Raw genomic sequence first — 18908 nt, 5'->3', positions numbered from 1 at the left:
TATTTTTATTTTTATGCCCGCTTCGGCCCCACTTCTTACGGCCCGACTGTGACAGCGCGCATCGTGCACCGTCAACTGCCGCACCGTCACTGCCCAACCGTTACAGCATGCAGGAGACGCAACCTTCGACCTCTGTACCTTCCAATGCCGCCTGCCGCAGACGAATGTAATACAGGGTCTTAATCCCATTCTTCCACGCGTAAATCTGTGCGCGGTTAATATCTCGCGTCGTTGCGGTGTCTTTAAAGAACAAGGTAAGCGACAACCCTTGGTCGACGTATTTCGTCGCTATCGCATACGTATCGATAACCTTTTCATATCCTATTTCATAAGCATCTTTGAAATAGTCAAGGTTGTCATTGTTCATATGCGGTGCGGGATAGTACACGCGCCCAATCTTGCCCTCTTTACGGATTTCAATTCTCGACGCGATCGGGTGAATCGACGATGTCGAGTTGTTGATATACGAAATAGAACCCGTCGGAGGAATAGCCTGAAGGTTTCGGTTGTAGAGGCCGTATTGCTGGATATCCTCACGCAACTGGGCCCACTCCTCAGGCGTCGTTACCGAAATCGACGATTCCTCAAAGATGCGCTTGACCTTCTCTGTTTTCGGAGCAAAGTCCTTCGGATCGTACCGATCAAAGAAAGCACCCGACGCGTAATCGGAGTCCTCGAAGCCGGTGAACGTCACGCCCCGTTCCTTGGCGAGGCGATTGGATGCCTTGAGGCAGGCCACCATGACGGCGGCGAAATACGCATTAGTGAAATCGAGCGCTTCCTCACTGCCATAGTAAATGTGCTCACGCCCCAAGTAGCCGTGGAGGTTCATCTGGCCCAAGCCGATTGCGTGGGAATGCTCGTTGCCCTGCCGGACGGATGGCACCGAATCGATCGACGTCTGATCCGAGACCGCGGTCAACCCACGGATAGCGGTATCAATAGTTCCGTCGAAGTCATCACTATCCATGACCATCGCAATGTTCAGCGAACCGAGGTTGCACGAGATGTCGTCGCCAATATGTTGATACGTCAGGTCCGCGTTAAATTCCGACGGGCTATTGACCTGGAGGATCTCTGAGCAGAGGTTAGACATATTAATGCGCCCAGCGATGGGATTCGCGCGATTAACTGTATCCTCAAACATAATATACGGATACCCGGACTCGAATTGAATCTCGGCCAGAGTCTGGAAGAACTGCCGCGCATTAATTTTCGATTTCTTAATGCGAGGGTCTTCCACCATCTCGTCGTAATGCTCAGAGATGCCGATGTCCGAGAAGGGTTTCCCATAGACTCGTTCAACGTCATACGGCGAGAACAAGTACATATCATCATTACGCTTGGCCAATTCAAACGTAATATCGGGGATAACTACACCCAGTGACAAGGTTTTAATACGGATCTTTTCGTCCGCGTTTTCACGCTTGGTGTCCAAGAATCGCAGAATATCCGGATGGTGTGCGTGTAGATAAACCGCTCCGGCTCCCTGGCGCGCACCCAACTGGTTGGCGTAAGAGAAGGAATCCTCCAAGAGCTTCATTACTGGAATGACGCCGGACGATTGGTTCTCAATCTTCTTGATCGGAGCACCCTGTTCACGCAGGTTAGACAGCAGAAGCGCTACTCCCCCGCCTCGCTTAGATAGCTGCAAAGCAGAGTTGATAGAGCGACCAATCGACTCCATATTGTCTTCGATACGAAGAAGGAAGCATGAAACCGGCTCACCGCGCTGAGCTTTGCCGATGTTGAGGAATGTCGGGGTTGCTGGCTGAAAACGGCCCTGAATAATTTCGTCGACGAGCCGACGCGCTAGAGAGATGTCACCATCGGCAAGCCCCAATGCAACCATGCATACTCGATCCTCATACCGCTCTAAGTAACGGTTCCCATCAAAGGTACGCAACGTGTATGAGGTGTAATACTTGTATGCGCCTAAGAACGTCTTGAAACGGAACTTGTAGCTATAGGCTTGCTTGAACAGATCTTTAATGTCGGAAAATTCATACTTCTCGACAACGTCACCGTTGTAATAATTGTTCTTAATCAAGTAATCAAATTTTTCTTCCAGATCATGGAAGAACACCGTGTTCTGATTAACATGCTGAAGGAAAAATTGATTAGCTGCTTCGCGGTCTTTGTCGAACTGAATCTTGCCATTCTCGTCATAGAGGTTAAGCATGGCATTGAGAGCATGGAAATCTAACTGCTCTGTAGCCCGAACAGGTTCTGCTACTGTTTTGCCGAGATCTGACACCTAGAATCTCCTAATAGTTGAGGGGGAACTTCTGTACTGACGTTTCGTGATTGATGTTCGGTCTGTGATGAGAGTTCATACAGGCGTTTCGCATTACTTATGCTGCGTGTCGTCTCATCCCATTGGCTTCAAATGCAGCGAGGCCCTGTTTCACGATGGCCACGTCCTCCTGGGTTCCCATCAACTCGAACCGATAGAGATAAGGAACGTGACACTTTTCTGCGATAATATCGCCCGCGACGCCATAATCTGGACCAAAATTGGTGTTACCCGATGCGATAACACCCCGAATCAAGCTGCGGTTTTGCTCATTGTTCAGGAAATGAATCACCTGGGTGGGCACAGGCCTCGTTTCCTGCCGGCTTATCGACGCCCCACCGCCATATGTTGGGCATATCAGGACATATGGCTCGTCGACGATCAGGTCAGGTTCGGTACGTCGAAGCGGTATCCGGTCTGCACGCATACCCAACTTATCGACGAACCGCTGCGTGTTATTCGTCGCCGAAGAGAAATAGACGAGGTACATGATTATTTTTCATCTTTTCTGGTGACTGAAACTGTTAAAACGGAAAGAAAAATGAAAATGAGGCGGGGCTACGCATTGCTGGGAACCGCCTATTAGCTCTGCAGAACAACCAAAAGATAAGATTTCGCGCCACGCGAGCCCTCGTCGAACGGCGACGACGTGTGCAGCGGCGCCTTATGCAGCGGAAGTGACCAGGCTCTTAATACGATCCGGACGGAACCCCGACCAGTGCTCGTCCTGAGCGACAACGACAGGGGCCTGCAGGTAGCCCAGAGCCATCACGTAGTCGCGAGCGTCGCTGTCCATGGTGATATCGACAGTTTCGTAGTCCACGCCCGCACGATCGAGAGCCTTCTTTGTAGCAGTGCACTGAACACAGGCGGGCTTGATGTAGACGGTGACGGCCATAGAAAATTCTCCCTCTGTTGATGCACTACTTTTGCTGCGGTAATTGTTTATCGACGGGCACTTTTACCGCGAGAACGAGGCGATTATCCGGCGGATCCTCACCCTTTGTTCGGCCCGTGCAACGGGAATTAACTCTATCCCACCGACAGCAAAAACACAATAGATAGAATTTGAATCGACTCACCGCCACTACATGTAGTAATTACAAAGACGAAATTCCAAGGTCGTCACTATTACGAATCACTACATGTATGCAAGCCCGATTTAAGCATCAGTTTTGCTACATAGATGTGCATCATCCACGAACCGCACAACCTCGTCCGTGAAGCACGATGTTTCACCCATGTGCCAGAGCGCCTACCGGGTGATCGGTGCGGACAGGCTCCTGAAGGATTGTGCCCTCGTGACTAACCGTAAATACGCCCCTGGAAGAACCCAATTCCTGGGCGCGAAGCACCGACGCGCGGAAGAAGAAGTCGGTAGACGGAAAAACTGCAGGAAACTACACCTAGAGCCCCGAAAAGTGCGGGGGAATATGCGCCCCAAAATTAAAGTGCGGGGGGATATGGTCAATTTTCGGCCATTTTTCGCCTATATACCCCCACAGTTTTCCAGCACGCGGACACACTTTCGTCGTAAAACCCGTAAGGCCCCACTCACAAACCACCCTGCCAACGAAACGCAAAAACCGGCAACCTTCCTAACGGAAAGCTGCCGGTTCGGCGCTACTTCAGCGCTCAGCTCAATGTCGACCGTCGGCTTCTATACAAACTCTTGCTGACTGCCAGCTACGGTCACTGAGTCAATTAACCCTGGCGGGCCTTGAAACGAGGATCCTTCTTGTTGATCACAAAAACTTTGCCGTGACGGCGCACAACCTGAGCGCCCGGCTTGTTCTTCAGCGACCGAAGGGACTTACGGACCTTCATCGGGCGCTCCTTTCTTCGTCGGCTGGGCTAGTAAAAGCCAACCACCTGTGGTGATCGGCCACTACACAACACAGTCTGGTGCGGATAATTCCTACGAAATCGTCGCAGTTCACCCACATGACTATGACACGAAGCGCTATGGTACCGCGACCAGGCCGAAATCCAAAACTTTATGCCCAATCCCCTACCTACCCCACACCGGTGTACGTGAATTACCGACACCGGTGTACATCAGCAACCCAACCGTTTTACCATGGTGGAATGACAAGCGATCTTCGCGACGACATACGACGCTCCCTTGGCGTCCAGTCCACCATTGATCCACAAGAAGAAATCGAACGACGAGTTTCATTCCTGGCCGAGTACCTGATCTCCACGCAGGCTAAGGGCTTTATCCTGGGCATTTCGGGAGGCCAGGATTCGACGCTCGCTGGCCGCCTGGCCCAACTCGCCGTCGAGCGTGTCCGCGAGCAAGAAGGAACCAAGGTACGTTTCCACGCGGTGCGGCTCCCCTATGGAGAGCAAGCAGATGAGGACGATGCCCAGCGCGCTCTGAACTTCATCGAGTCCGATCGGACCGTCGCCATCAATATCAAAGATGCAACCCAAGCGTTAACAAAGACGGTATCGGCGTCGCTAGGAATTCACTGTCTCACCGATTTCAACCGGGGAAATGTCAAAGCACGCATCCGCATGGTTGCCCAATATGCGGCGGCCGGGCAGCTCGGCCTCCTCGTCGTCGGCACTGACCATGCTGCAGAAGCCGTAACCGGTTTTTACACCAAGTACGGTGACGGCGGCGCGGATGTTCTCCCCCTCTCAGGCCTGACAAAACGGCAGGGTGCAGCACTGCTTCAGGAACTCGGCGCGCCCCCCAGCACGTGGAGCAAGGTTCCCACGGCAGACCTGGAAGACAACCGCCCCGCGCTGCCCGATGAAGATGCACTCGGCGTGACCTACTCACAGATCGACGACTACCTCGAAGGCGTCGACGGGCTGCCACAGGAGGCCATCGATCGCATCGAGCATCTCTACACGGTGAGCCGCCATAAGCGCAGCATGCCGGTCGCCCCTACCGACACATGGTGGAAGCAATAATCTGTGCTAGTACTTCGTGCTCATGTACCGGTCAGGTTCGTCGCCAAGTTTGAAGTGACGGCCTGACACGGAGTCTGGGACGACACGCACATAGTTGTATTTCAGCGTGGGAAGCCACGGCTTGAGCTCAAGTTTGTCTGCCTCGTTGATCTCGGCAGTGCTGGTCAGGCGATGTGCCCGACCGCGGATGACGACCGATGTGGCGTCGGACTCGTCGAAAGAGTCAACCTCGAAAAGGACCTTATCGTTGACGGTCAGCGAGACCAGCTTTGACCCCTCTGACGTGCGGAAAAGGATCGACTTCGGACGGTCGCCGTCGCCGGGATCAACAACGTAATTGACCGGGTAAATGTCAATGTCCTCACCGGACCTGACAACCAGGCGCCCTAGCTTTACAGAAGAGAGGAAGTCGAAGACTTCCTCGTCGGACAGTTCAGTGATGATGTTCTCGTCGCTCATGTGTCTATTCTGCTCTAAAAACACGTTCGTCACAGCGAAATCCCCCTTTCGGGTGCCAACCCGACACGAGGAACACCCTAGTCATGGTGCATGTTAGGCGCCTGCTAGCGGGGCCGACGCGACCGTCTAACCGCTGAGCAGGTGCCCAAAAGCATAATCACTGCAGCCCATCCCATGACGTAGAGCAACGAGCCGTTACTGCTCCACGGCGGCTCAAGAACTATCTCTTGACCTGTGCCAAAAATTCCGTTCAGAAACGGCATCCACCGCACAATTTCACCCCCGTGAGGGGCGAACACGACGGCGTTCTCGATCAAGAGTGACCACACCGTGATCACGGTAATAGCGGCCGCGGGTACCGCAACGAGCGCGCCGATTCCCACACCAATCCCGCACGCTGCGACCGCATATAACGGCGTCGCCCACAAGAACCGCACACCCTCGACGCTTGAGGCGGACACAGACCCGTACACCTGCGGATATAACGCCGGCAAGGCAACCATCACCATGAGGACGGAGAAAAACGATCCGATGGCCGCGGCAACCGACAGGACTAGCCAGCGAGCGATGATCGACGGGACTGGTCGTGGGTGCAGTACGGAGTCCAGCTCGCCACCGGGCCCTCGCATCGATGAGGCCTGCGCGTAAGTCGCGACGACGGTATACATGGTGATTCCCAAGTAAATCACCCAATAGTTCGCGTTCGTCGTCGATACTTCGCGAACCTGAATCAAACCACCGTTACCGTGCAGCGATTCCGCTACACCGCCAATGACCAGCGTCACTACCAAGGGCAGAACGATGCCCAATGGCACGAGGACACGTATGAAAGGCCCTCTCCAGCCGCTTAACCGCACCCACTCTGAGGTCCACGCGGAATAGAAGGCGCGCCAGGGAAACGGTCCCGACTTACGCGCGGCACTGTTGATTCGTGCACTGTCAGAGCTACCGGGCATGGCCACTCCTCCCGACATTATGGTGGCCGACGGGCACCGCGCCGTTGCGGCCAACAGCGACCGCGTGATTGAGCGCACGTGGGATCGCGTCGATAAACGCTTCCTCCAACGACGCATGAGTCCCGACAACATCGCGTACCGAACCTTGCGACACGATAGTCCCGCCCTCGAGCAAAACCACCCGATCCGCAGTCCGCTCCACATCCGCGAAATGATGCGACGCCACCACAACGCAGTGACCGCGCTCGGCCAGATCCCGCATCAAAGACCGCAACCACAACATGCCCGCCAGGTCCAAGCTATTCATCGGCTCGTCCATAATGATGTTCCGCGGCCACCCGAGCAGCGCAGTCGCAACGCCCAACCGCTGACGCATGCCGAGCGAATAACTACGCACTGGCCTATCCGCCACGGCCCCAAGCCCGACGCGCACAATCATGTCGTCAGCTTCATCCCAGGACAGTCTTTTTGCCGACGCTACCCAATGCAAATGATGACGCCCCGACTGCTTCATTTCGCTCGCCGTTGTATCCAGGAACACTCCCAATGAGCGGCCGGGTCCGTCCCATTTCCGCGGGTCAGCGCCATCCACGCTGACTACTCCCGACGCGACCGGCACGATGCCAGCCATAATTTTTAGCAGCGTCGACTTGCCCACACCATTGAGGCCGACGAGATACGTGATCGTGGAATTATCGAAACGCAGTGACACATCGGACAATGCGAAGTCGGTCCGCTTGCCTCGTGTAGCGACATTCCGGCCCTGACTCGACCCGCGATGTGCGCCTGATTCACGGTGTTTACTACTCGTCGTCCTGGACCATAGCCGACGGCTACCTGGGTCGACTTCATAACGAATGTTATCCAGCAGTATCACGACGCTGACCTTTTCTGAACACTCATCACGCTGATTACCTCAGCGTTTTCCCTAAGCGTTGCAATAGATCGGAAGACCAACGGTTTTCACACCCTGACACATTGATGAACTAGCCAACCGCCAATTCCCGTCTTTGTAGACAAAGTTGATAGGCATTGAAATGTCGGGAATCCCTGCAGAGAAAGAGTGAAGCTGAACAGTAATGGTGTCGCCGTTTCGCTCCATGGGTCCGGTTAGCCGGCTCCCACCACGTGGAGCACGGAATAGACCGATCCTCGAGACAGTCTTTGGAACGACCACAGCATCGGGTGCCTCAATATTCGCTTTCTTAGCTTCATCCGAGGCATCCGTCGCAGTCAGGAAGTACACAATCCCGTTGAGCTCGTCGAGCGAAGGATTGGGATCCGTCACCGTGTAGTTGGCTGGCAAGGGTGACGACGGCGTCCACCTGCGGTTTCCGGAATCCGAGTCCGATACGCTGCTATCGTCGGCATCATTATCTCCGGCATCAGACTCATCCTGCCCGTTCTGAGACGAATCAGAATCCGAGCCATTATCATTGTCATTCGATCCAGACCCCGAACTCGAATCCGAGTTTCCGCCCGACGACGACGCTTTCTTCCCCTCAGTCGGAGCACCCAGGGCTCCGCCAGTGGATCCCTTGTCAGTCTTATTCTTATCGTGCGAATTTTTCCCGGAAGCATCTTCCGATTTCTTCGCACTCGACGGGACCGGCGACTTCTTGATGACCTTGTGCCCCTGCGCGTCGGTGGTCTCTTCCGCGACGTAGGCGGCTGAATCGTCGTCTCCATGGCGAGACAAACCGACAACGCCAATCGCCAGGATGACCGCCGCAACGATAGCTGCTACCCCGCCGGCCATCATGACGGTCGGCCAGTTCACACGACGGTTCACACCGCTCTGCTGCGCACTCTCTTCCATGCTGAAGTTTTCCGTCGGATCATTATTGAGCTGGTCGCTGTAACCTGGCTGGCTGTCGGAGCCAGACTGGGGTGGATCGAATTCTGACTGGCTGGACTGATCTGGGCCCAGGGGTTTGGAGGACATGAGGGGCGCCACCTATGTGCAGTTTAACCTTGAATAAAAAGGGAGATGTGTGTAGATTAGCCTAATTTTTTAAATACGCATAATAATTCCTCATTTAATATCGCGGACTTCACACTGCTTACACCCCCCAGCTTCCCGTACACCCTCCAGCTCCCAAGCACTCACACTCGACGCGATCGAGGATTCAGACCTACCCTGGCTTCTATGTCGAATAACACATTGGAAAACACATCATCGAACAAACCAGGATCACCCGACCTCCCCTATCGCTTCGCTGTCGTCGGGCTCGGGCAGATCGCGCAGCAAGCCTTCCTTCCTGGACTCGCGCAATTACCCGAGGCGCAGCTAGCCGCCGTCGTTACGTCGCATCCCGAGAAGGCAAAGCGCTATGACGTCCCTGGATATTCCTATGACCGGTACCAGGAACTCCTTGGCTCGGGCGATATCGACGCTGTCTATGTTGCGACGCCGGTTGATCGCCATCGTGAATTCACCATCCCCGCACTTCACGCCGGGATTCCCGTGTTGTGTGAAAAGCCCATGGCCCCGTCGGTCGACGATTGTCAGGCCATGATCGCCGCGGCCAACGAGACGGGCACGACGCTCATGCTCGCCTATCGGATGCACACCGACCCGTTCATGATTGACCTGGTCGAGCTTGTCCGCTCTGGCAAACTCGGCGATGCGCGTTACTTCACATCGCAGTTCAGCCACACGATTAACCCGGAGAATCACCGCGCGAACCACGGGTTCTGGGGCGGCCCGGTTCCCGATCTCGGGGTCTACGCGCTCAACATGGTTCGCAATCTGTATGAAGAAGAACCGACGACCGTTTACGCGATCGGCGGCCACCACGAGGGCACCGGTCCGGACACCACCCCAACCGTCAGCGTTTCTCTTGGATTCGACAGCGGACGGACTGCCCAATTTACGGCGAGTTACTCGACGTCCTCAGCCGAGGGCTTCACACTAGCAGCCTCTAAGGGGACGGTCGTGTCCCCGTCGTCGTACATGTGGGGTGAAGGCTCCGATCTTCACGCGACTGTGTCGCTTGCCGACAAAGAAGGCAGCGGTACCGATACCACCGAGGAATGGCACTACGGCGCCAAGGATCAATTCGCTGGTGAAACGCGGTATTTTCTGACGTGCGTCGGCCAAAATAAACAGCCTGAGCCCGATGGTGAAGAGGGCCTGCTCGATATCCGCGTCTGTGAGGCAGTGAAGGAATCGCTGGAAACCGGGCGTCCCGTCGCGCTGGAACCTCGCACACGTGAACGCCGAATTAGCGCTGATGAAGCACAAGAAATCCCCGCCCCGTCAAAGCCGGGCGAGGATGACATTGCTGTGAAAGCGACTGAGGAACTCTAACTCACCGGGGTTTATTCTCCCGGCGCCCCTCACCAGCGGTTACCCCTCGTGACCGCGTAAAAGATCCTCAAAGTCGCGGGAGTGAGAAACGTTGACGCCGTCCTTGCGTTCGGGGGCCGACTCCGTCAGGTCGGGGCCGAATCCTTCCACAGCTCCCGTCGTCGCCAAGAGATAACCAGCAAGCTCCGATGCTGCGCGGTTGGCCCGGCGCGTGAGGTCAGTCTCTTGGCCGAAGTCCTCGGTAGCTGCGAAGACGCCCGTAGGCATGACCGTAGCGCGCAAGTATGTGAACAGCGGGCGCATCGCGTAGTCGAGCATGAGGGCATGGCGAGGAGTGCCCGCTGTCGCCGCGATCAGCACCGGCATGCCGTTGAGAGCATTGGTATCCAGGGAATCCATGAACATCTTGAATAGCCCGGTGTAACTCGAGGTAAAGACCGGGGATGCCGCGATAACACCGTCGGCAGCCGAGAGTGTTTTCTTCGCTTGTGTGAGTTTCTCACCGGCCATACCGGTGGTCATCACTGTGGCTAGTTCGTTGGCGAGGGGCCGCAAGTTAATTGTTTCGATCTCGACCGCGTCGCCACGTTTGGACACCTGAGATTCTAAAGCCCCAGTAATGGAATCAATGAGCATCTTCGTATTCGAGGGCGTTCCTACCCCTGCATTAATAACCGCGACTTTCTTCATTTTCCGTTACGCCTTTCTGATTCGCCGATGTATTAATAGCTAGCTAAGAATGCACGGTAGCTTAACTATTTTCTTCACGTGCCTTAACCGGCTGAACCAGATGGAACGGAGAATCCGGGCCTTCAGCAACCAGCGATGCGTGCGTCGGCGGATCTGAGGGGACGTGCGCCGGACGTCGTGCCTCAAACTCGCGGCGCAAGACCGGAACAACCTCCTTACCCAGGATTTCGATCTGCTCCAGCACATTATCCAGCGGGACACCAGCGTGATCCACCAGGAATAGCTGACGCTGATAGTCACCAACAGCATCGGCGTACCCGAGGTATTTCTCGATGACCTGCTCCGGCGTGCCCACCGTCAACGGGGTCATGGCCTCGAACTCTTCGAGCGACGGACCATGGCCATAGACAGGTGCGTTATCAAAGTAGGGGCGGAAGAATCTCTTCGCTTCTGCTTCCGTATCCGCCATAAAGACGTGACCACCCAGGCCGACGATTGCCTGGTCAGCAGATCCGTGCCCGTAGTGCTCATAGCGCTCACGGTAGAGCTTCACCATCTGCTGTGTGTGTTCGATATTCCAGAATATGTTGTTGTGGAAGAAGCCGTCGCCATAATAGGCAGCCTGCTCTGCGATTTCCGGCGAGCGGATGGAACCGTGCCACACAAATGGTGGCGTATCGTCCAACGGCCGCGGAGTGCTGGTGAAGCTTTGAAGCGAGGTGCGGAACTCGCCCTTCCAATTCACCACCTCTTCACGCCACAACCGACGCAGCAGGTGATAGTTCTCGATGGCCAGCGGAATTCCCTTGCGGATATCTTTTCCGAACCATGGGTACACCGCACCGGTGTTACCGCGGCCCATCATGAGGTCGATGTTGCCGTCAGTGAGATGCTGCAGCATGGCGTAGTCTTCAGCGATCTTCACTGGATCGTTCGTGGTGATCAGCGTCGTCGACGTTGAATACAGCAGCTTCGGGTATTTGGCCGCGAGGTGTGCCAGTGCCGTCGTGGGGCTCGAGGAGAAGAACGGAGGATTGTGATGCTCGCCGATAGCGAAGACATCTAAGCCAACTTCTTCCGCTTTCTTAGCCATGGCGTCCCAGGCCTGGATGCGCTCATGCTCGGTAGGCGCCTTCCCGGTGGTGGGATCGGCCGTGATGTCGCTAACAGTGAATAGTCCGAATTGCATCGTTCAATCCTTCCCTCGATTATGGGTAAAACCGTTTACATGACATATCAACAAAACATCATGAAAAGTATTCCCATGCCCCACTGACTGACAAAACAGCAGCTAAGAGGCTTAGTTAAAGACCATACCGCCATCAATCAGGAGCGCTTGCCCTGTCATGTAATCCGGATCCGGACCGGCAAGATAGGACACACACGCGGCCACATCCTCGGGCTTCGACAAACGACCCAAGGTGATGTTCTGCGCGAACTGCTCCATGCCCCACTCGAACGGCTTGCCAGCGTTATCCGCAACTTCCTGAGCAATGCCACGCATCATCGGCGTATCCACAATGCCCGGGCAGTAAGCGTTGACCGTGATCCCATACTTCGCAAGATCACGAGCAGCGGTCTGCGTAATACCCCGAATAGCGAACTTCGTCGCACCGTAAACGGCCAATTCTGGGTTGCCCACCTGGCCTGCCTGCGACGACGCGTTAATGATCTTCCCGCCGGTCTCTTTCATGTACTTCATCGCGGCCTGAATTCCCCACAGGGTTCCGCCCACGTTGACGTCGAACACCTTGTGGTACAGCTCGAGGGTGATGTCTTCCAGCGGGGTCGTCGGGCCAAGACCAGCATTATTAACGACGACGTCCAGACGCCCCAGTTTCTCGACGGTTTCGTCGACAGCGGAAAAGACGGAATCGCGATCCGACGCATCGACGTGCACGGCGACGGCCTTGCCACCATCCTGCGCCGAAATGTCCTTGGCGACTTTTTCCGCGGTGTCATTATTAAAGTCCGCGACTGCGATGGCGAAACCATCGTTGGCCAAGCGCTTTGCGATAGCCTCACCAATGCCCTGACCAGCGCCGGTGATGAATGCGACCTTCTGCATCATGAATCCTTCCGCGACGCTGCTTCTCCACTTATTCGAAGCAGCATGACATCGATATCGGGGGTAAGTGACCAGAACGACACAACAAGTGAGTGGACACTTACTTACCCACTCAGTGTACGCGGAAAGGAGGAGCCGGACCGATAAAAAATTGCATACTCGCGCCGACGTTCTATCAACTCGTTGGCGACTCATTGGCATCGCTGTGCCGGCGAAATCAACGTACCCACCTGGTGATTTGTCTAATATCTTCCCGATGAGTAAATTAATCGTGGTCTAAGGGGCTATGGCGCAGCTGGTAGCGCACCACACTGGCAGTGTGGGGGTCACGGGTTCGAGTCCCGTTAGCTCCACAAAGATTCCCTGGTCAGCGATGAACAGGGAATTTGTCGTATGTGCCCAGGCCTTTACTTGCCCAGCACGTCTTCAACGAGCTGCTGCGCCTCGCGCTGAATTTCGGCCAGGTGATCGTCGCCCTTGAAGGACTCCGCATAAATCTTGTATTTATCTTCGGTGCCCGACGGCCGAGCAGCGAACCACGCGTTCTCGGTCACGACTTTCAGACCACCAATCGCCGCATTGTTACCAGGCGCTTCGGTCAACTTGTTCGTGATCTCCTCCCCCGCCAGGGTCGTCGCTGTGACGTCCGACGGAGAGAGCTTCTTCAACCGATCCTTTTGCTCACGGTTGGCCTCGGCGTCGGTACGCGCATAAGCCGGAGCACCGAACTCCTCCGCCAATTCCGCATACCGCTCGGACGGCGTCTCCCCCGTGACTGCTTTGATCTCGCTGGCCAGGAGGTTAAGGATCAGCCCGTCCTTATCGGTCGACCACACGGTTCCGTCGAAACGGAGGAAGGAAGCCCCGGCCGACTCTTCCCCACCAAAGCCGATCTCGCCTGAAATCAGCCCCGGGACAAACCACTTAAACCCAACAGGAACTTCAACAAGCTTACGGCCCAATTTCTCGACGACACGATCAATCATCGACGACGACACCACCGTCTTCCCGACGGCCGTCGAGTCCGCCCACTGCGGGCGATGCGCGAAGAGGTAATCAATGGCGACGGCCAGATAGTGGTTCGGATTCATGAGGCCAGCGTCGGGAGTGACGATGCCGTGGCGGTCAGAATCGGCATCGTTACCCGTCGCGATGTCGTACTTATCGCGATTATGCACCAAGGACGCCATGGAGTTCGGGCTGGAGCAATCCATGCGGATTTTGCCGTCGGTATCCAAGGTCATGAACCGCCATGTCGCGTCGACCAGCGGATTGACCACGGTGAGATCCAGCCGATGCTTGTCTGCAATCGCGCCCCAGTAATCAACCGATGCGCCACCCATCGGATCAGCACCAATGCGGACCCCTGCGTCGCGAATCGCATCAAGGTTCACGATCGACGGCAGATCATCAATGTAATCCGACATAAAATCGAAGGGCTTGAGATAATCCCCCCAATCCGTCACACCACTAACAGGTTTGCGCGTGACCCCCTTGAGCCCCTGCGCAATGTACTCATTGGCACGATCCGCGATCCACCCCGTCGCATCCGTCCCGGCAGGACCACCCGTCGGCGGATTGTATTTAAAGCCCCCGTCCCGCGGCGGATTGTGGGACGGCGTGATCACAATGCCATCGGCCTTCGGGTGCTCATGCGTCAAAATCGCGTGGGACACAGCAGGCGTCGGCGTGTACTTCCCCGCTGAATCCGCAAGCGTCGTCACTTTATTGCCGACGAGGACCTCTAGGGCAGAAATCATCGCTGGCTCTGACAAACCGTGCGTATCCCGGCCGACGAAAAGCGGGCCGTCTATGCCTTCCTTTTTTCGGTAATCGACGATGGCCTGCGTCGTCGCGAGAATGTGATCCTCGTTAAAGGCTGTGTCCAGCGATGACCCCCGGTGCCCCGACGTGCCAAAAACGACCTGCTGATCGATATTTTCCAGATCCGGATGCTTCGTGTAATACGCAGTGACAAGTTCGGCGAGGTCAATAAGATCCTCGGGCTGAGCTAGCTGGCCAGCGCGGGGGTGTGCCATGATGGGCCTCCTCAGAGATAAGACAACGCTGATAAGTGGCGACAATACAAACTTTCATCCCCCAGTTTCCCCCTTTTCGACGAAAGCTGCACCCTCGTATCCCCACGTGGGGGCTTTTCGCAATGGGTATGTGTATTGCGCCAAAGGCGTAAACATAGCCGCCAGAGAAGACGCCAACGCTAACAAGACAGACATAGAAAAAGGGAGCCAATCTCCTTTTTGACTGGCTCCCTTGTGGTGCTTCTTAAACGAGGGCTCGGAAATTAACCGAAAGTCCCTATGGGCTCGGCGAATACCGCTTATTCGACCTTGCCTGTTTCAGCCTGAGGCACCCAATCTTCGAAGGCGTGCTGGTCAGAGGACTGTAACTTGAGCTCTTTACCGTTGACGAAGACGCGCGGGCTAGAAACCTGCCCATCGCCCTCCTTGGTTAGCTTCTTTTCATTGTCCTCAGCCATTTTCAGGGCGTCCTTGTGGTATTTCGCGTCCTTAATGTCTTTCACGACACCCTTGGATGCGCCCATATCCTTGGCAAGGTCTGCAAAGTTGTCATAGCCCCACGAACCATAAACTTTCTGCTGGTTTTCAAACAGGCTGGCTCGATAGTTCCAATACAGCTTTCCGTCACCCGACTTGGCCACCGCGTACAGCGCCGTCAACGCCTTGGTTGCTGGGCCCTGCTCATCAAGCTTCCCGTTCTGGCCTTTATCCAGGAAGTTCAACGTGCGGATGTTCAGGTTCAGCTTCCCCTGGTTAACAGCGTCGAGAAGAGACTGTCCCGTGCTCGACTCCAGGTCAGCACAGTGGGGGCACGTCAAGTCGTCATACAGATCGACGGTGGGAACGTCTGATTTAGCGTCGCTACTCTTGAAGTTCGCTGTCGAGCCGTCGAGATTGAACTCTGCGGTGACGTCGGCTTGGTCTTTCGCGGCGTCACTTGAGGACGAGCTGTTGTTCTTGTCATTAATAATGACAAAGCCAATCACCACGGCGATAATAATAACGATGACGGCGATCGCCCAGATAAAACCGTTATTTTTCTCATTTGGCGCTTTAATCTTGTTACTACTCAATGAAGTCCTCGCAGTTTACTTTTCACATGGTGACGCGAACCAGCATCGCGCCCATAGCTTTACCTAGTTTACGGATTCTTTTTATGGATGGAACCCACCGGTACCATCTTTGGAACTCCGCAGTAAAAACTACGGATGCAATGCGAACCTCTTAAACGGCCGCCACACGGTCCATACCGAAAGTACTATAAACCCAAAATCGCGTCCTATCTCGGTCAGATAGGTGGAGGGTCCCGCGTCGGGATTCGCTCCGCCACCGCCGAAACATCCGCAATCAATGCTGAGGCCCCGGGCCCAGGCGGAAATGATCGCAATAATAAATACGGTTAACAGGCCGATGGAGATCACCGCAGCTGGGCGCAGGAAAATCCCGAGAAGCAATAGCACGCCCAGCGCGATTTCGAACACCGGCAGCCCCGCCGCGAGTGGTGAAATGACATCTCGAGGAAGAATTTCATAAGCATTGATTGCTTGCTGAGTTTGCAGTGAATCACGCAGTTTCGAAATTCCGCTGATAATCCAGACTGCGGCCATAGCCAGCCGAGTAATCAAGCTGATGATATCGAGAATGAGAGACTTATGGCCGCCTTGTGAGCCCGCGTTTCCGCTCTGCACCACCGTATCCATGGACTTCCATCTTTCCTGTGAACGGCACATCCGTTTCCGGGCACCTCGCAATGGAGCTCTAGCATAGCCTCACGCGCAGCACCACGGTAACCCGCTCCTGGCTATCGTTTCCCGACGTTTTTCTCGTCGGCACTCTCCTTTTTTGATTGAGCCTGGTAACAACCATGTCGCTGACGTGTCGTGATGCTACAACTGTGTTAATTCTTCACATTTTCCGAGGATTTAATAAGTTTTCTCACAGCCAATCTGTATCTTTTTATCCATGGATTCCTTCTCCTCCTGGCTTTCCGACGTTGACTCCGTCGTATGGGGCCCATTCGTCCTCATCCCCCTGCTGCTGGGGACCGGCCTATGGCTCACCTACCGCCTCCGAGCCGTGCAGTTCCGCAAAATTTTTTCGGCCTTGCGGCTCGGGCTGCTCGACCGCGAAGACGATGGCGGAGAAGGCGACATCACGCAATACCAAGCATTGACGACGGCCCTCGCGGCGACGGTCGGCGTCGGCAATATTGTTGGTGTTGCGACGGCTATTTCTGTGGGTGGTCCCGGCGCGTTGGTGTGGATGTGGATCACCGGCCTCGTGGGGATGGCATCGAAGTATTCCGAAGCCTTCCTTGGTGTGCGGTTCCGCGAAACCGACAGCCAGGGCACGATGTCCGGTGGCCCGATGCGATACCTCACCAAAGGAATCCCCAACGGTTTCGGCGCATTCTTGGGTTGGTTTTTCACCATCGCCGCGATTATCGCCAGCTTTGGTATTGGCAACTTGACCCAAGCCAACGCTATTGCGACGGGGCTTGAGGACTCGTTCCAGATTGACCCGTGGGTGTCGGGAATCTTCATGTTTATCCTGGTCGGCGCGGTATTGCTCGGCGGGATCCAGGCAATCGGGAAAATCACATCCGGCTTCGTCCCGCTCATGATCCTGGTGTACATCGTCGGTGGCACGGTGGTCCTAGCTATGAAAGCTGACCAGATTCCTCACGCGCTCAGCCTCATTTTTACCGACGCATTCACGGGTACCGCTGCGGTCGGCGGATTCGCTGGATCATCGATCATCATTGCGATTCAAATGGGTGTTGCGCGCGGCATCTTCTCTAATGAATCCGGTATGGGTTCTGCAGCTATTGCCGCTGGGGCTGCGAAAACCACTCACCCGGTGCGACAGGGCCTCGTGTCTATGACCCAGACCTTTATCGACACGATCATCGTGGTGACGTTCACCGGGCTCGTCGTCATTACCACGGGGGTATGGGACCACGGTGAAGACGCTGCCGGCACCATGACAGCCGACGCGTTCTCGACCGCGCTGCCCGGCCAATGGGGTGGGACAATCGTGTCGTTGTCCATCGTGTTCTTCGCCTTTTCCACCATCTTGGGGTGGTCCTACTACGGCGAACGCTGCGCGCAACGGGCATTCGGGCGCTGGGGATCACTCCCCTACCGGATGGTGTTCACCGCCATTGTGTTCGTCGGTGCGACGACAGAGCTGAGCACCGTGTGGACCTTCGCCGACCTCGCGAACGGCCTAATGGCCATTCCTAACTTGATCGGACTCCTCGTGCTGTCCGGGCTCATCGCCCGCGAGACCAAGGCTTACCTCGACTGGGACCCGCGCTTGAAAGCAAATGCGGAGCAATGTGCGGCATTCCTTAAGGAACAGGGAACCGACTAGCGATAACCCGCTGCTCCGAGTAGGACGCCCGTGGTGGGACGGAGCCGCTACTAAAGCACAACGACTCCAAGATATGCCACACTCGAAGTATGTCTGGTCTACACGATGGGGATACCGCGCAGGGTTGTCTCTCTCCTGACCTCGTGATGGGCGAGGACGGGCGGGCACGTCCTCCATGGGCGGCGGCGGACCCGCTGCTGATGGAGTATTACGACGACACCGAGTGGGGCGTGCCGGTGAAGACAGAATCGGGCGTGTTCGAGCGCCTCACTCTGGAGGCGTTTCAGTCCGGATTATCGTGGTCCACCATCTTGCGAAAGCGACCGGCTTCTCGCGAAGCGTTCGCCAACTTTAATCCAGATATCGTCGCCACTTTCGACGAGGATGCGGTGGCGTCGCTCATGGCAAACCCGGCAATCATTCGTAATGAGCGAAAGATTCGGGCAACGATTAGAAACGCACAGGCAACTCTTAAACTCCACGAAGAAAATTCTTACCTTTCCGACGTGGTCTGGTCTTATGCTTCCACGTCACTGCCCAGGCCTTTTCGGTTATCCGACATCCCTTCACGTACGCCGGAATCAACGGCACTAGCGAAGACGTTGAAGAAGAAGGGTTTTTCTTTCGTCGGACCGACCACCATGTTTGCGCTTATGGAAGCATTGGGAATCGTCGATACCCATCTCGTCGGTGCTTATCACCCCATGGAGTCCGCCGATTAATTACCTTCCTTACAGGAATTCGCGGACACGGGAATAATAAAAATAGGAACAACAGTAAGACGGAA

18 protein-coding genes and 1 tRNA gene are annotated in these 18908 nt (G+C 55.5%); 5 read left to right on the top strand and 14 right to left on the bottom strand.

Annotated elements, in window-relative coordinates; all coding sequences use genetic code 11:
* Positions 1-100: 100 nt before the first annotated feature.
* The 4 genes from nrdE to ykgO form a co-directional block, all read right to left on the bottom strand.
* Positions 101-2257: a class 1b ribonucleoside-diphosphate reductase subunit alpha gene (nrdE, locus tag ACWORE_RS01055; protein WP_455302136.1), complete on the bottom strand. Its 2157-nt coding sequence runs from the start codon at positions 2255-2257 to the stop codon at positions 101-103.
* A 97-nt stretch (positions 2258-2354) separates the two neighbouring features.
* The gene (nrdI, locus tag ACWORE_RS01050) at positions 2355-2786 is read right to left on the bottom strand and encodes a class Ib ribonucleoside-diphosphate reductase assembly flavoprotein NrdI (protein WP_046202603.1); all 432 of its coding nucleotides are present in this window, start codon (positions 2784-2786) and stop codon (positions 2355-2357) included.
* Between the two features lie 174 nt (positions 2787-2960).
* Complete coding sequence (nrdH, locus tag ACWORE_RS01045) at positions 2961-3194, bottom strand: glutaredoxin-like protein NrdH (protein ID WP_406604864.1); 234 nt, start codon at positions 3192-3194, stop codon at positions 2961-2963.
* Between the two features lie 806 nt (positions 3195-4000).
* Positions 4001-4123, bottom strand: coding sequence for a type B 50S ribosomal protein L36 (ykgO, locus tag ACWORE_RS01040; protein ID WP_012732041.1), 123 nt, complete (start codon positions 4121-4123; stop codon positions 4001-4003).
* 261 nt (positions 4124-4384) lie between these two features.
* Between ykgO and nadE the strand changes: the two genes are divergently transcribed.
* Complete coding sequence (nadE, locus tag ACWORE_RS01035) at positions 4385-5221, top strand: ammonia-dependent NAD(+) synthetase (protein WP_448234247.1); 837 nt, start codon at positions 4385-4387, stop codon at positions 5219-5221.
* A gap of 6 nt (positions 5222-5227) precedes the next feature.
* Here the strand turns inward: nadE and ACWORE_RS01030 are convergent, their stop codons facing one another.
* The 4 genes from ACWORE_RS01030 to ACWORE_RS01015 form a co-directional block, all read right to left on the bottom strand.
* The gene (locus ACWORE_RS01030) at positions 5228-5680 is read right to left on the bottom strand and encodes a pyridoxamine 5'-phosphate oxidase family protein (RefSeq protein WP_046202606.1); all 453 of its coding nucleotides are present in this window, start codon (positions 5678-5680) and stop codon (positions 5228-5230) included.
* 104 nt (positions 5681-5784) lie between these two features.
* Complete coding sequence (locus tag ACWORE_RS01025; protein WP_455302132.1) at positions 5785-6636, bottom strand: hypothetical protein; 852 nt, start codon at positions 6634-6636, stop codon at positions 5785-5787.
* The gene (locus tag ACWORE_RS01020) at positions 6626-7513 is read right to left on the bottom strand and encodes an ABC transporter ATP-binding protein (RefSeq protein ID WP_455302131.1); all 888 of its coding nucleotides are present in this window, start codon (positions 7511-7513) and stop codon (positions 6626-6628) included. The genes ACWORE_RS01025 and ACWORE_RS01020 overlap by 11 nt, the downstream gene beginning before the upstream one ends.
* A gap of 51 nt (positions 7514-7564) precedes the next feature.
* Positions 7565-8581, bottom strand: coding sequence for a hypothetical protein (locus ACWORE_RS01015; protein ID WP_455302129.1), 1017 nt, complete (start codon positions 8579-8581; stop codon positions 7565-7567).
* A 204-nt stretch (positions 8582-8785) separates the two neighbouring features.
* Here ACWORE_RS01015 and ACWORE_RS01010 point away from each other — a divergent pair, with 204 nt between their 5' ends.
* Positions 8786-9949 carry a Gfo/Idh/MocA family protein gene (locus ACWORE_RS01010; protein ID WP_406604870.1) on the top strand — a complete coding sequence of 388 codons (1164 nt, stop codon included), beginning with the start codon at positions 8786-8788 and terminating at the stop codon, positions 9947-9949.
* Positions 9950-9988: 39 nt separating this feature from the next.
* On the opposite strand, the gene ACWORE_RS01005 is transcribed toward ACWORE_RS01010, so the two are convergent.
* The 3 genes from ACWORE_RS01005 to ACWORE_RS00995 form a co-directional block, all read right to left on the bottom strand.
* On the bottom strand, positions 9989-10639 hold the full coding sequence (locus ACWORE_RS01005; protein WP_406604871.1) for a CE1759 family FMN reductase: 651 nt from the start codon (positions 10637-10639) through the stop codon (positions 9989-9991).
* A 61-nt stretch (positions 10640-10700) separates the two neighbouring features.
* On the bottom strand, positions 10701-11828 hold the full coding sequence (locus tag ACWORE_RS01000) for an LLM class flavin-dependent oxidoreductase (protein ID WP_455302127.1): 1128 nt from the start codon (positions 11826-11828) through the stop codon (positions 10701-10703).
* A gap of 111 nt (positions 11829-11939) precedes the next feature.
* The gene (locus tag ACWORE_RS00995) at positions 11940-12707 is read right to left on the bottom strand and encodes a (S)-acetoin forming diacetyl reductase (protein WP_406606108.1); all 768 of its coding nucleotides are present in this window, start codon (positions 12705-12707) and stop codon (positions 11940-11942) included.
* Positions 12708-12987: 280 nt separating this feature from the next.
* Here ACWORE_RS00995 and ACWORE_RS00990 point away from each other — a divergent pair.
* Positions 12988-13060: transfer RNA gene (locus ACWORE_RS00990), tRNA-Ala, on the top strand.
* Positions 13061-13114: 54 nt separating this feature from the next.
* On the opposite strand, the gene pgm is transcribed toward ACWORE_RS00990, so the two are convergent.
* From pgm to ACWORE_RS00975, 3 genes are all read right to left on the bottom strand, one after another.
* Positions 13115-14746: a phosphoglucomutase (alpha-D-glucose-1,6-bisphosphate-dependent) gene (gene pgm, locus ACWORE_RS00985; RefSeq protein ID WP_455302125.1), complete on the bottom strand. Its 1632-nt coding sequence runs from the start codon at positions 14744-14746 to the stop codon at positions 13115-13117.
* 299 nt (positions 14747-15045) lie between these two features.
* Entirely contained in the window at positions 15046-15819 is a 774-nt protein-coding gene (locus tag ACWORE_RS00980) for a DsbA family protein (protein WP_296136264.1), read from the bottom strand.
* Between the two features lie 129 nt (positions 15820-15948).
* A complete protein-coding gene (locus tag ACWORE_RS00975; protein WP_406604874.1) occupies positions 15949-16446 on the bottom strand; it encodes a MauE/DoxX family redox-associated membrane protein in 498 nt (165 codons plus the stop codon).
* A gap of 262 nt (positions 16447-16708) precedes the next feature.
* Between ACWORE_RS00975 and ACWORE_RS00970 the strand changes: the two genes are divergently transcribed.
* Both ACWORE_RS00970 and ACWORE_RS00965 read left to right on the top strand, forming a co-directional pair.
* Positions 16709-18121 (top strand): alanine/glycine:cation symporter family protein, encoded by a 1413-nt coding sequence (locus ACWORE_RS00970; protein WP_455302123.1) that lies wholly within the window; start codon positions 16709-16711, stop codon positions 18119-18121.
* A gap of 89 nt (positions 18122-18210) precedes the next feature.
* Positions 18211-18843 carry a DNA-3-methyladenine glycosylase I gene (locus tag ACWORE_RS00965; RefSeq protein WP_455302121.1) on the top strand — a complete coding sequence of 211 codons (633 nt, stop codon included), beginning with the start codon at positions 18211-18213 and terminating at the stop codon, positions 18841-18843.
* Positions 18844-18908 lie beyond the last annotated feature (65 nt).

It is taken from the genome of Corynebacterium sp. c7Ub_26, from assembly GCF_053760365.1.
This window is presented reverse-complemented; position numbering and strand designations above follow the sequence as displayed.